The sequence below is a fragment of the Paraburkholderia solisilvae genome, from assembly GCF_902859875.1.
Taxonomy (GTDB): domain Bacteria; phylum Pseudomonadota; class Gammaproteobacteria; order Burkholderiales; family Burkholderiaceae; genus Paraburkholderia; species Paraburkholderia solisilvae.
Window position 1 is genome coordinate 1 of record NZ_CADIKF010000069.1, and the last position, 13213, is coordinate 13213.

The 13213-nt window shown below is 63.4% G+C and carries 14 protein-coding genes; 5 read left to right on the forward strand and 9 right to left on the reverse strand.

All coding sequences use genetic code 11. The features are described 5' to 3' along the window. Nucleotides 1-263 (forward strand): hypothetical protein (locus HV675_RS32280; protein WP_217478286.1); only part of this gene is annotated, 263 nt, incomplete at its 5' end. On the opposite strand, the gene HV675_RS28750 is transcribed toward HV675_RS32280, so the two are convergent. From HV675_RS28750 to ada, 6 genes are all read right to left on the reverse strand, one after another. Further along, the gene (locus HV675_RS28750) at nucleotides 236-607 is read right to left on the reverse strand and encodes a hypothetical protein (protein WP_175114852.1); all 372 of its coding nucleotides are present in this window, start codon (nucleotides 605-607) and stop codon (nucleotides 236-238) included. The two genes, HV675_RS32280 and HV675_RS28750, sit on opposite strands and share 28 nt — an antisense overlap. Before the next feature lie 696 nt (nucleotides 608-1303). After that, entirely contained in the window at nucleotides 1304-2008 is a 705-nt protein-coding gene (locus HV675_RS28755) for an OmpA family protein (protein ID WP_175114853.1), read from the reverse strand. Nucleotides 2009-2119: 111 nt separating this feature from the next. Beyond that, nucleotides 2120-2614, reverse strand: coding sequence for a hypothetical protein (locus tag HV675_RS28760; protein WP_175114854.1), 495 nt, complete (start codon nucleotides 2612-2614; stop codon nucleotides 2120-2122). Nucleotides 2615-2848: 234 nt separating this feature from the next. Further along, the gene (gene gshA, locus HV675_RS28765; protein ID WP_175114855.1) at nucleotides 2849-4462 is read right to left on the reverse strand and encodes a glutamate--cysteine ligase; all 1614 of its coding nucleotides are present in this window, start codon (nucleotides 4460-4462) and stop codon (nucleotides 2849-2851) included. A 320-nt stretch (nucleotides 4463-4782) separates the two neighbouring features. Then, a complete protein-coding gene (locus tag HV675_RS28770; RefSeq protein ID WP_175114856.1) occupies nucleotides 4783-5697 on the reverse strand; it encodes a DNA-3-methyladenine glycosylase family protein in 915 nt (304 codons plus the stop codon). After that, nucleotides 5694-6983 carry a bifunctional DNA-binding transcriptional regulator/O6-methylguanine-DNA methyltransferase Ada gene (ada, locus tag HV675_RS28775; protein ID WP_217478287.1) on the reverse strand — a complete coding sequence of 430 codons (1290 nt, stop codon included), beginning with the start codon at nucleotides 6981-6983 and terminating at the stop codon, nucleotides 5694-5696. The genes HV675_RS28770 and ada overlap by 4 nt, the downstream gene beginning before the upstream one ends. A gap of 453 nt (nucleotides 6984-7436) precedes the next feature. On the opposite strand from ada, the gene HV675_RS28780 reads away from it, so the two are divergent. After that, nucleotides 7437-7862, forward strand: coding sequence for a VOC family protein (locus HV675_RS28780; protein ID WP_175114857.1), 426 nt, complete (start codon nucleotides 7437-7439; stop codon nucleotides 7860-7862). Between the two features lie 40 nt (nucleotides 7863-7902). Here HV675_RS28780 and HV675_RS28785 read toward each other — a convergent pair whose 3' ends face one another. Together HV675_RS28785 and sap1 are read right to left on the reverse strand one after the other, a co-directional pair. Beyond that, a complete protein-coding gene (locus HV675_RS28785; RefSeq protein WP_175114858.1) occupies nucleotides 7903-8481 on the reverse strand; it encodes a YaeQ family protein in 579 nt (192 codons plus the stop codon). 572 nt (nucleotides 8482-9053) lie between these two features. Further along, nucleotides 9054-9401 (reverse strand): surface attachment protein Sap1, encoded by a 348-nt coding sequence (gene sap1 / locus HV675_RS28790; protein ID WP_175114859.1) that lies wholly within the window; start codon nucleotides 9399-9401, stop codon nucleotides 9054-9056. 494 nt (nucleotides 9402-9895) lie between these two features. Between sap1 and HV675_RS28795 the strand changes: the two genes are divergently transcribed. The 3 genes from HV675_RS28795 to HV675_RS33020 all read left to right on the forward strand — a co-directional run bounded on the left by HV675_RS28795 (nucleotide 9896) and on the right by HV675_RS33020 (nucleotide 11688). After that, entirely contained in the window at nucleotides 9896-10528 is a 633-nt protein-coding gene (locus HV675_RS28795) for a LysE family translocator (RefSeq protein ID WP_175114860.1), read from the forward strand. 169 nt (nucleotides 10529-10697) lie between these two features. Further along, nucleotides 10698-10868, forward strand: a complete 171-nt coding sequence (locus HV675_RS28800) for a hypothetical protein (RefSeq protein WP_175114861.1) — start codon at nucleotides 10698-10700, stop codon at nucleotides 10866-10868. Nucleotides 10869-11460: 592 nt separating this feature from the next. After that, nucleotides 11461-11688 (forward strand): hypothetical protein, encoded by a 228-nt coding sequence (locus HV675_RS33020; RefSeq protein WP_175114862.1) that lies wholly within the window; start codon nucleotides 11461-11463, stop codon nucleotides 11686-11688. Between the two features lie 47 nt (nucleotides 11689-11735). On the opposite strand, the gene mnmE is transcribed toward HV675_RS33020, so the two are convergent. Then, nucleotides 11736-13136, reverse strand: coding sequence for a tRNA uridine-5-carboxymethylaminomethyl(34) synthesis GTPase MnmE (gene mnmE / locus HV675_RS28810; RefSeq protein ID WP_175114863.1), 1401 nt, complete (start codon nucleotides 13134-13136; stop codon nucleotides 11736-11738). Nucleotides 13137-13213 lie beyond the last annotated feature (77 nt).

Genomic DNA, 13213 nt, shown 5'->3' on the forward strand with positions numbered 1-13213 from the left:
CAGAGGCAGAGGCAGAGGCAGAGGCAGAGGCAGAGGCAGAGGCAGAGGCAGAGGCAGAGGCAGAGGCAGAGGCAGAGGCAGAGGCAGAGGCAGAGGCAGAGGCAGAGGCAGGCGAACGGGCGAAGCCGAGAGGCAGGGGCGCAGAAGCGGCCGGCGGCCGGCGCCGCATCGGCCGTTCAGCCGATACGCCGAACAGTCGATGCTGTACCGGATTGACGCGACCCGATGCGATTAATCAGACGCGCGCATCCGCCGAGGTCTGACGAGCCTGCTTGCCAGCGGCTGCGCGGCAGGCGGGCGCTTCGGAGCGCGCCTGGCAGATCGCCGCGCCCGGCGCGATGCCCTGCCCGGCCGACTGGACTTTCGCCTTGATCGGCGCCGCGACCAGCAGCGCGCCCGGCTTGACCGGCGTCGATTTCACGCCGCGGCGCACGCGCCGATGGTCGATCCACGCGAGAAACAACACCCCAAGCGATCCGCCCGGCAGCACGAACATGACTGCGTAGAGCGCGAGTTTCCACCAGCGATACGGCTTCTGAAAATTGAGCAGCGCGGAATCGATGAGGGAGCGGCTCAAGCCGCCAAGGGTGTTTTTCAGGTACAGCATCGCGGGGTTTCCTCTGCGGCCGGCCGTGGCGGGCACGCGTTGAAGCGGTCAGAACATGGTCTCGTATGGCGCGGATCGCGCGTAACTCGTTGACTCACATAATATTGCCTATGCAATTAAGTTTCAACATAATTCCCATGAGACCCTGCATTGGGTGTTGTTTTTCTGTCAGCCGAGGCGAGAGGGATGGGCGCTTGCCTGATGCACTAGGGCAGCGCGGCTTCGATTTATTGATGCGTGCATTACGTGACGTCTGCGTGACATGATTTGCCACTAATCGGTCATTTTATGCAATTTATGCGAGGGAAAAATGAATCGCGGGCTGCGTTCGTCACATAGTCCAGCGCAGGAAAGACGCGGGCCGGCTATCAGTGCGCCGGGCCGGCACCGGTGCGCGGCACTGTCCGTTCGACCAAAGTAGCGATCAAGGTCGTTACGAAATGTCCGCTACGGCGACGGTAAACAGCAAATTTTACTTGCCTAGGCAGCAGGTTCTATCGCGCAGATAGGCTACCCCTATCGGCGTGGCCGGTCGACGTTTCGGCTGATCCGTCGGAAGGGCACGCGATCAGCGCGTTGGTCGGAGCGCGTGCGGACGAAAAAAAACGGCATCGGCGAGGTGCCGATGCCGCCGCACAATACGGACCGGGGAACGTCGGGCCGCTTTCTCTGGCGGAGAAAAACCGGTGCGCCGCGTTACTGGCCGTCGACCTGAATTTCGACGCGGCGGTTCTTCGCGCGGCCGTCGGCCGACGCGTTCGACGCAACCGGCGACGCGCTGCCGTAGCCGCTGACGCTGTATCGCGCGGCACGCAAGCCGTGCGAGCCGAGGTACGCCTGAACCGAGCGGGCCCGTGCTTCGGACAGTCGGTTGTTCAACGCCACGGAGCCGGTCGAATCGGTATAGCCGGCGATCGTCAGTTGCTGGATATCGACGCCACGATTGGCCGCCACGAATTCGTCGAGGTTGGCCTTGGCGGCCGGCGTCAGCGCCGCGCTGTTGAGATCGAAGTTCGCGTCGCCTTGCAGCGTCACCTTGCGCGCCGGCGCGGGTGTCGGCGCGGGCTTCGGAGCCGGCTGCGGTGCGGCTTGCGGCACCGGCTGCTCGACGACTGGCGCCGTGCAGGTGAAGATGATTTCACGCGGATCGTTTTCGGGCTTGAAGCCGGAGACCGCGCGATCGACGGCGGACACGCGGAATGCCTGCTTGTCGCCGCAGACTTTACGGACCTGATCCATACAGCTTTCGGTGGTCTCGGCGAGGCCCAGACACTGCACACGATGAGCTTGCGTGCCGTTGGCCAGCGTCACGATATCGTGGTTATAGGTGAGACCGGACGATGTCGTACAACCGGCGGCGAGCGCCACACATGCGGCCGTGAAGAAAAGTCGAATGTACATAAGCACTTCTCTGTGGAATTAAGGGTGACCGAACAATAAATTCGGTCATCTTCAAGTCCAATCGGAGAAGTCTTAAAGCATTCGCACCGCGCAGCGGGATGTGCGCGTCGATTATTGCGACACGGGTTCCCCGGTAGGCGATGTTTGCGTCTGTCCGGGCAGCGTATCGGTGGGCCGTGCCGCGGATGGTGGCGGTGTTTGCGCGGGCGCAGTGCCGTTTGCGGCGCCGCTGCGCACGAACTGCTTGAAGTCCGCGCCCGCTTCCCACGGGTTCGGTTTGCAGCCGAGCGAACTGTCGCAATGCGCGGCAAAGCCGATCGTGAACGTTCCGTCGTTATTCGATGTCTTCGTGATCTGATAGGCGAGCGCGCGTTTGCCGCCATCGGGACCCGCGGTCTGGATCAGCGAATCGGTGGTGGTGGTCACGTCGTAACGCGAATGGTCGGTGACCCAGGTGCGCGCGCGTTGCCACCATGCGTCGCATTCGGCTTTCGTCGTGCACGTGAGCGGCGCGGTGGCGATCTGCATCACGTCGGGATTCACCTGCCCGCGTGTCGAGCATCCGGCGGCGAGCACACACAACATCGCGAGTAGACCTCTTTTCATCGCACGCCTTCCTCCCTGAACGAAGCGCGTCGGTCACGCGTTTTTGCGCCGCGCGCCGATCGGTCTGCAATAGCTGTTGGACCCGGGCGCGCCGGGTGTGTTTCATGTGTTTGAACGTGCCGGCACAAATACCAGAGACGGACGTGGAATTCTTGCTGGCGCGACGTGCGGGCGCGTCGAAAATGGGTAGACGTTACCTCGCGACGCACGCGCGCTGCCGGCGCTGCGCGTGCGTCAAACGCTGAAGCGGTTCAGCGTATACGCGCGGTAGGCGGCCACGAACGCATCGAATGAGCCCACCTCTTCGCATTCGAGTTTTGCTTGCGCGTCGAGCGACTCGGTGGCCAGCCTCGTGAACTCCTGCATCGACGCAGCATCGAGCGGTTGCGCATTGAAGTGCGCCGCATGCGCTTCGCTCTGCGCGAGTCCGAAGGCGAGGAAGCTCTGCTGTTTGTCGCGCATCGTTTGCAGCACGCGCGCCGAAGGCGTCAACGAAGGGTCCGCGAGCTTTGCGCGCTGCGCGGCGACCGCGCGTGCATGACTATCGCCGCCTTGCAGCTGATCGAGCGTGGCGGCGGCAATCGCGATGCGATCGAGCAATTGATCGGCCCATGCGCTCATCGCGACCGGCTGGCCGTCGCGCATCAGTTCGAGCCCCGGCTTGCGCCCTTCCATCGTGACGAGGCAGAAGTTCCGGTTCGCTTCCGTGTACGCGGGCGGCGGCAGCGGCGCACTGTCTTCGAGTGCGCAGACCAGCAGATACGCATCGAGGAAGCGCGCGGCTTCGAGCGAAATGCCGGTCGGCTCGAACGGATCGATGTCCATGCAGCGCACTTCGACGTATTGCACACCGCGTGCCGCGAGCGCATGCAACGGACGCTCGCCCGGATAGGTGATGCGCTTTGGCCGGATCGTCGAGTAGAACTCGTTTTCGATCTGCAGCACGTTGGTGTTGATTTGCACCCATTCGCCATCGCGCCTGGTGCCGATCGCTTCGTAGGGGGGGTACGGCTGGCTGACCGCGTCAGCGAGCGCTTCGAGATAACCGGACAGCGTGTCGTAGTCCGCATGCAGCGCGGACTGACCGGTCGTGTTCGAGTAGCCGAGGTCGCTCATCCGCAGGCTCGTTGCGTACGGACGATAGAACGTGTCGGCGTCGAATACATCGAGCGTATGCGCGCGCTTGTGCAGAAAGCGCCGGTCGAGTGCCGGCGACGCGCCGAACAGATACATCAACAGCCAGTTCGTGCGGCGGAAATTGCGGATCAGCGCGAGATAGCGTTCCGACTGGAAGTCGACCGCATTGGCCGTCGATTGCTGATCGACATGCAGCAGCCGCCACACTTCTTCGTTCAGCGAATAGTTGTAGTGGATACCGGCGATGCATTGCATCGTGCGGCCGTAGCGCAGCGCAAGGCCGACGCGGTACACGTACTTCAGTCTGCCGATGTTCGACGTGCCATACCGTGCGATCGGAATCTGGTCGTCTTCGGGCAGTAGCGCGGGCATCGAGTCGTTCCACAGAATCTCGTCGCCGAGTTGCGAATAGACGAAACGGTGCAGCGTGTGGAGCCGCTCGAGCACGACCGATGCGTCATGTTCGGCGGGCGTGATCAGTTCGAGCAGCGCTTCGGAATAGTCGGTGGTGAGCGTGGGGTGCGTGAGCGCGGAGCCCAGCGCGCGAGGATGCGGCGTCATCGCCAGATGAGCGTCGCGCGTGACGCGCAAACTTTCTTTTTCGATGCCGCGCAGGCCCGTGATCAGCGCGTCGCGCTGCGGGCCGGAAGTCAGCACGGACAGACGGTGAACCAGCGCGTCGGTCGTGCGGGAAGATTTCGTGTTTGGCATTCAGGGATGTCGCACGTTGCCTGTCGTATCCGGCTACCGCATGCCTGATGCGGTCGACCTCACGTGCGGCGCAATTTTCAGTAGCGGGCACTTTAACATCTCGCCACGACGCCTGCTTGAGGTGACTTTGCGTGTCTCCGACCCGACATCGCGGCGGAACGATTCGCGTTGAATGGGGCCTTGCGCGATGCGTCCGTGGTGCGACTACTGTACGCCGTGCGCAGGTGTTTTACAGGGTCCGCAATCTGTTTGGATGCTTAACGGGCGGCGCCGGCCGACCTGCGCCGCGGCGCGTGCGCCGCATCCGTTAGCGATCTCAATCAACCGCCGCGCGCCGCGCCCATCCGGTCGGTGACTTCGTTCCACAGATGCATCGCCGCATAGGCGCGCCACGGCCGCCAGGCGTCGGTGCGCGTGCGCTGCTGGGTCGGGCGGATCAGCGCCGGATCGCGGGCCGCGATCGACTGCATCAGCACGAGATCCCACGCGGGCCACGCGTCGGCGTCGCGCCATGCGCGCATCGCGACATACTCGACCGTCCATGGACCGATGCCGGGCAAGGCGAGCAGCGCGGAGCGCAGTGTCGCGGTGTCCGCGGACGGCTGGTCGAGCGGTACTGTACCGTCGGCAACCGCCTGCGCGAAGCCTTGCAACGCGGCGACGCGTTTGCCTGGCATGCCGATTTTCGCGAGGTCGGCACGCGCAAGCGCGGCCGGTGTCGGAAAGCGCCATGCGGTGCGCTCGTGCGGATGGTCTTCGATGCGCCTGCCGGCGCGCTCGACGAGCCGGCCGATGATCGTCGTCGCCGCTTTCACGCTGACCTGCTGGCCGACGATCGCGCGCACCACCAGCTCGAAGCCGGACCACGCGCCCGGCACGCGCAGGCCCGGCGCGGCGTCGACGAGCGGCGCGAGCCACGGGTCGTTGGCGAGAATGCCGCCGATTGCGCGCGGGTCGGCGTGCAGGTCGAACATCCGCGAAATCGGCGTGGCGAGCGCCTGCGCGTGGCGCGCGGCGGCGCCGTCGATGGTCGCGACGAGGCAGCGCTTGCGCGGGTGCAGCGCGACCTGCAGCGTGCCCGCGTCGCCGGACCATTCGATCGCGCGCCGATATGCGCCGTCTTCGATCGCTTCGACGCCGGGCGTTGCCCGGCCAGCGAAGAAGCGCAGCGTGCGTGGCCAGTCGTAGGGTGCTTTGAACGGCAGTTCGAGCGTGCTTGTGGTCGATGGGCTCAAGCGGCGTGGTCCAGGTCGGCGGTGGTGGTAGTGGGGCTGGCTTCGCCGGTCGCGGGCGCTTCACTGGTCCCGGAAATGCCAGTCCCTGACGTGCCGGCCGCGGGCGCGCCTGGAGACGGCATGCGGGATGCCGATACGCGCGTGACGGACGCTTCGCCGGTGCCTGATGTACTGGTGCCTTGGGCGCGGGTCGCAGACGTGCCTGATAACGAAGATGCCGCGTTCGCCGCACCGCCCTGCCGCTGCCGCTCCGCATCGAGCAAAGCCGCCTTGCGCTGCGCGCCCCAGCGGTAGCCGCTCAGCGAGCCGTCCTTATGCAGCACGCGATGGCATGGGATGGCCAGCGCGACCGGGTTCGACGCGCAGGCGCCGGCGACAGCCCGCACCGCGCGCGGCGAACCGACCGCTTCCGCGACTTGCGCATAGCTGCGCGTCTCGCCGTACGGAATCCGCCGCAGCGCATCCCAGACACGCTGCTGGAACGCGGTCGGCGCGATATCGAGCGGCAGGTCGACACACCGCTGCGACCCGCGCAAATACGCGTCGATCTGCGCGACGAACGGCGCGAGCGTCGTCGCGTCTTCGATGAGTTGCGCGTTGGCGAACGCTTCGCGCAGGCCGTCGACGAGTTCCGATTGATCGTCGCCGAATGCGATCTTGCAGATGCCGCGGTCAGTCGCCGCGACCAGCACGACGCCGAGCGCCGTCGACGCGCCCGCGTAGCGCACGACGAGACCCGCACCCTTGCGGCGATACGCGGACGGCGCCATGCCGAGCTCGGCCGGCGCCGTATCGTACATCCGCGACGGTGAGCCGAAACCGGCGTCGACGGTAGCGCGCGTCACGTTCTCGCCGCGCTGCAATGCGTCGCGCAGCGCCGCGCCGCGTTGCGCGGCCTGATACTGCCGCGGCGACACGCCGACCACCCGTTTGAACAGCCGTTGCAAATGAAACGGGCTGATATGTACCGCGTCGCCGAGCTGCGCGAGCGTCAGCCGCTGCTGCGGATCCGCGTCGAGCACCGCGCACGCGCGATTCACGATTTCCATCTCGCGCGGCAGGCCGCCCGGCTGGCAACGCTTGCAATCGCGATAGCCGGCGGCGCGCGCGTCGTCCGGCGTCGCGAAGAACTCGACGTTTTCGCGGCGCGGCTGCCGCGACGAGCACGACGGACGGCAGAATACGCCGGTGGTCTTCACGGCGTAGAAGAACGCGCCGTCCGCCCGCGCATCGTGATGCGCGACGGCGGCCCAGCGATCTGAATCTGTGGAGTAAGCGGTTTTCATCGTCAGCGCTCGCGGACAAGGTTTCGACGGTTCCCAATTTACGGCGCACGTCGACACACTACGCTCCGGTTCTTGCTCTGTCATTGCTAGGCGGGCAGCGAGTCCCCGAATATTGGGGGCAAAACGGCGTCACGTTATGCCGGCGCGGCAAAACGACACAACATCGGGTTTTCCCTTAAAAAAATATTGCGCCGCGGTAGGCCGTTGTGTATAGTGATTCCTGTCTCCTCCATGTCTCCTCCTGATATGGATTCAGCCCGCTCAAATCAGCGGGCTTTTTTTCGTCCATACATTTCGTCTTTGCGGTTTTCCGGGGGCGTGCGTCTATGCAGCGCAGGCGCGCCGCGCGCGTGTCCTGATCTACTCCCTGTTCGCCTCGCCCGCTCCGCCTGGCCGCCGCGCCTTTCCCTTACACTCTTCATCACGATCGGAACCAGTCGAGAGGCGGCAACCATGAAGTTTCACATCCGCGAAATTGACCATGTGGTCATCAGGGTTGCAGACGTCGACGCGATGACGCGCTTCTATTGCGACGCACTGGGCTGCAGCGTCGAGAAGGAACAGCGCGACATCGGATTGACGCAGCTGCGCGCGGGACGCTCGCTGATCGATCTGCTGCAGGTTGGCGCGAAGATCGATCGCCCGGACAGCGGTTCTCCGGGGGCCGGTCGCAATATGGATCACCTGTGCCTGCGCATCGAGCCGTTCGATCAAGCCGCGCTCGAGGCGCATCTGGTCGAGCGTGGCGCTCGCATCGGCGAAAAGGCGGTGCGCTACGGCGCGGACGGATTCGGTCCGTCGCTGTACCTGTTCGATCCGGAAGGCAACATGGTCGAGCTGAAGGGGCCGCCAGAGGCGGCCCGGGCGACTTCGCTCTAGTAGTAGTTCGCCGCGGTGCGTGCGAGCGCGGCGCGCGTGCTCATTTAGCGCCGTGCGGGACCGACCGCGCGTTGGACGCCTCCTTCAGCACCGTCCATTCGATCGGCACCGCATCCGCGTCGGCGCTGCCGAGCCACGCGGCGCCGTCCTGCACGGTGCACTGCAGACGCATCGTCCGTTCGGCGAGCGCGCCCAGCTCGTCGGCGACGCCGTCGGCGAGCGACCAGACGGTCACGTTGCGCAGCCGTTCCACCTTGCTGCGCACGCCCTGCCACCAGATGTCGGAGGTCCGGCCGCCATATGCGATCACGGTCACGTCGTTGGCGCGCCCGCTCGCCTTCGCGATGCGCCGTTCGTCCGGCTGGCCGACGTCGATCCACGTTTCGATCGCGCCGGTCAGGTCCTTCTGCCACAAATCAGGCTCGTCGGCGTCCGAGAGTCCTTTGCAGAACTCCAGCCTTTCCTGCGCGAAAAGCGCGAACGCGGCCACGCGGACCATCATCCGCTCGGCGGTTTCGGACGGATGCAACGCGATAGTCAGCGAGTGGTCGGCGTAGTAGTGCCGGTCCATATCGGCGATCTGGAGTTCGGCCTTATAGATTGTCGATTTGAGCGCCATGGAAAGTCCCGGCCCCGCAAACGCGGACCGGATAGTAAAGAGTGATTCGGGGCCGTAATAGCGTGCCATTCTGATACTGCCTCTTGTCGCGCGTCACGCGCGTCTCGCCGATGAAACAGCTTTTGCCGGGAGCGCTGCCGCGATGGACGTTTCCGTCCGCTGCAGCCGCCGCTCGGCTTCCCATGATTTAAGACGAAGCAACGAACGTGCCGCGGTAAGCCGCAAATCAGCGAATGGGAGGCAGGAGGAGCGTGATGATACCGAATCTGCCGGTTCGGTATGACAACGCGATGGCGAATGATGGCCGGCCGGCAAGTACACGCGCGGTTGCGCTTCGGGGCGATGGCCGTTGGTCGCAACCATCTGGCGCGCGGCGCGACCGGCGCGACCGGTCGCGCCATTCACCGATGCGCATGGCATCGGATTAACGGCAGCCGCATCAAGCGCCTGAGCAAAAGTAAAACGGCTGGGCGATTATCACCCAGCCGTTTGCGCAAAGTGCCAAAGCTATTCGGTCTTCTAAAGACCGGCGCTGTCAGATTTTTCCCGACGCAGTGTCGGGTGAAATCGCACTATTGCTTGATAAACCGGTCGTTGGTCCACAGACCTTCGGTGTCGCTATTCGCCGCATTCACGAATTCGACTTCATGTCCGACGACACGCACGATTCGGAAAGTCGCATTTTCAGGGGTGGACAGGCATTGGAAGCCGGAGAAATACTCCTGCATCTGCTGCTGTTCGCCCGCCTTTTCGTGCTGATTCACCGCATCGAGCTTTTCCTTCGACAGACAGCCATATGAATTCGGCTTGAACTGGATGGTCTGCTGAGGTTTGACGACGGCATCCTGCGCCTGCGCGGCTGACGTCGCAGCCGCAGCGAATCCTGCCATCACGAAGAGAACCGCAACTCGCATCTTCATAAAAAACCTCCTGCGGGTTAATACTAAGGTTAGCTATGTATTTAACTTCAGGGAGACACCCGCAACTTTGACTGTAGAAGATGTTTGCGCAACGACAAGCACGACTTGTGTGCGTTTGCAATAGCGGCCGATTGTCGCAGCGTCATGAGTGCGATTCGTGAGATGCGGTTCTGAATAAAAGCGATGCGTTTTCAATGTGACGAGTGAAGCTCGTTGTGGTCGATCGCTTTGTCCGACAATCCTTTGCGCCTCATATTCTCGTTTACGAGAATAACGATTTAAGCGAATCGCTAAACACGTTGAAACGGGTTGATGCGATGCACACAAAGTCATTAATCCGGTTGGCGAAAAAGCACGGCTGGATGTGGCAAACGGAGAATAAAAACGATGCCAGAACGACAACGGCCGTCCGACGGATGTGCGACGCTCGGTTGGTCTTGCGCTTCGGGAAAGTTCGTGGATAAATCGAGCGACCTTCCAGGGAGACTATTGTTATGACGCTGGCCCACTGGCTTCCGTTCGCGATCGCATCCGCGATTCTCGTCGCCATCCCCGGTCCCACTGTGCTGCTCGTGGTGTCGTACGCGCTCGGCCACGGCCGGCGCTACGCGCTTGTCACTACCGCCGGCGTCGCGCTCGGCGACCTGACGTCGATGACCGCATCGATGCTCGGCCTGGGCGTGATTCTCGCCGCATCCGCGACACTGTTTACCGCGCTGAAATGGGTCGGCGCGGCATACCTGATCTACCTGGGCGTGAAGCTGTGGCGTGCGCCGGTCCAGGCCGAAGACAGTTCGCTTGCCGCGAGCGCTGAAACGCGCACCGGCCGCATCTTCGCGCACGCGTATGCGGTGACCGCGCTCAACCCGAAGAGCATTGTATTTTTTGTCGCGTTTGTGCCGCAGTTTATCGATGCGCAGGCCGCGACGTGGTCGCAGATCGCATTGTTCGAGGCGACCTTCGTCGGGCTCGCGACGTTCAATGCGCTCGGTTACGCATTGCTAGCGTCGGCGGCGCGCCGCGCGATCCGCAAACCGGGCGTGCAACTTGCTGTGAATCGTACGGGTGGAACGTTACTGATTGGGGCCGGTATGCTCGCGGCGGCCTGGAAGAAAGCGGCTGCCTGATGTGTGCGCTTTTCGCGGGTGATCCGCTAATCGTTCACGTGACGGTGAGCGCGGTACGGTCTGCAGTCTCATTGAAGATTGTGCGTGCTCACCCACATGAAATGCACGCAGCAGTAGGTAGGACGCCTACAATGAAATGGCGGGTTAACATCGATCCACGGAGGCAAATGTGATCGAGCATCTGGTTCTGGGCGCGTTTCTGATTGTGCCGCTTCTGATCGTCGCTTTCCTGTTTTCGGATGAGCTTTGGCAAGAACATCGTCATCAGCTCGAGGAAGAATTTGAAGCGGCGCGCCGGATGGATTGGCGGCACCCGATCCGTAGCCTGCTGCATCACTGAGCTTTCCGGAAGCCGGGTTCTTTCCGGATCGCGGGAGGCGTCCGTGGTCGTTTATTCGTTTTCGTGGATGGCGTACTTCGCGGCCGTATTGGCGCTGATGTTGATGAGTCTCGTGCTGACTACGTTGTGCAGCTTAGGGTTGGGGCACGGCGGCGAGGCGCCTTCATCCAATACCGATCCACGCTGAACCTGGTCGTGTCGTCTTCTTGCCGCGCGTTCGCGAAGTGTGTTGAGCGGCCCATCCGTGTTTCGTGTCGATGCCGGCTTCCGCGCTCAAGATCTGGTCGTTCCTGCCGCAACCAAGCTCTCTTCGCCGCACCCTCCGAATTGCTCCCTGATCGCCCTGCTATTCGCCCGATTGCGGCTTCAATCGCGCGCGTATTGTTGTTTATGTGAGCATCGGTTTCCCATTGCGCATCAAATACGATCTGCATGCTCGCGACGCTGGCGCGGCCGGGCAATCGGGACTAGAGTAATCATCAGAACATCAGATGTAAGAGAACGTCGGACCTGATAATTGCAGCGGGGGGCGCATATGAACGGGTTGCTCGATCGCGATATCGCACATATCGCGCGTGTCATGCGTCCATCGTTGACCGGCGATTTCGGCGGTCCGATCCTTTCATCGGTTTATTGGCGAGAGCGCCTGCACCGGCTGCTCGAAGCGCCGATGCTCACCAAAGTCCAACTCTGCGCGATCGACAGCCTGCTGGTCGAACTCGATGAATTCGACGCCGGTGGGTTTGGCGTGATGTTCCCGCATCCGGTCGAGGCGGCGGACGGTACGCAGGAGTTGCCCATTGTGATGCGGTTGGCGTAGCGGGATGCGTCGTTTCGACGACCGTCGCGACAATTGTCGCAGCAGCGCTATTTGCCGATGCAGAACCGGCTGAAAATCACACCCAACAGATCATCGGAGGTGAATTCACCGGTGATCGAATTCAATTGATCCTGCGCGAGCCGCAATTCCTCGGCGAAGAGATCCAGCGCCTGCGCGTTCTGGTCGGCGTGCCGAGCCGCAAGCGCCAGGTGTTCGGCCGCGGCGCGTAGCGCAATCAGATGACGTTCGCGCGCGAGATACACGCTCTCCGCGCCCGCCTGCCAGCCGGCAATTCGCAATAGCTCCGCGCGCAGTAACGCAATGCCGTCGCCGTGTTTGGCCGACAGGCGGACTTCGCGCAAGTCGACGGCGCGGGCGTCGTCGAGTACGCGCACGGCTGGCGGGAATTCGGTCAGATCCGTCTTGTTCAACACGCGCACGACGGGCACGCCTTTCGGAAAACGCTCGGCAATGCGGTCGTCTTCGGCGGTCATGCCGGTGCGCGCATCGAGCAGATGCAACACGACGTCCGCTTTCTCGATCTCGTTCCACGTGCGCGCAATACCGATCTTCTCGACCTCGTCCTCCGTGTCGCGCAGCCCGGCCGTATCGATCACGTGCAGCGGAATCCCTTCGATCTGGATCGTCTGCGCGACCTTGTCGCGCGTCGTGCCGGCGATCGGCGTGACGATTGCCAGTTCGGCGCCCGCAAGCGCATTCAGCAACGACGACTTGCCGACGTTCGGCTGGCCCGCGAGCACGACCGACAAACCCTCACGCAGCAATGCGCCCTGCCGCGCGTCGCTGAGCACCGCTGCCAGCCGATCGCGGATGCGCGCGAGCTTGCCGCGTGCGTCGGCGGCTTCGAGGAAGTCGATTTCTTCTTCGGGGAAATCGAGCGTCGCTTCGACCAGCATCCGCAGCGTGATCACGTCTTCGACCAGCGCGTGGATGTCGCGCGAGAACGCGCCTTCGAGCGACCGGCCGGCCGAGCGCGCCGCCGCTTCGGTGCTCGCTTCGATCAGATCCGCGACCGCTTCCGCCTGCGCGAGGTCCAGTTTGTCGTTGAGGAATGCTCGACGTGTGAATTCGCCGGGTTCGGCGAGGCGCAGCGCGAACGCCTTGCCGGCGTCGACGCAGCGTTGCAGCACGAGCTGCAGCACGATCGGGCCGCCGTGGCCCTGCAGTTCGAGCACGTGCTCGCCGGTGTACGAATGCGGCGCCGGGAAGTACAGCGCGATGCCGCGATCGAGCGGGTTGCCGGCTTCGTCGAGAAATCCGACGTAGCTCGCGTGCCGCGGCTTCAGCAATTGACCGGTGAGCGCACGCATCAGGATATCGGCGGCCGCTTGCCCTGCTCGTCCAAACGAAATCCGCACGACGCCGATTCCGCCTCGGCCCGGAGCGGTGGCGATAGCGACGATCGGATCGGAGTCGGTTGAGAGCATGGTGAATTGCAAATCTGAAAAGTCGCAAGCTGCACGGCGCGACGGGGTGTTTCAAGCGCCGAGCATTGTAACGCGTG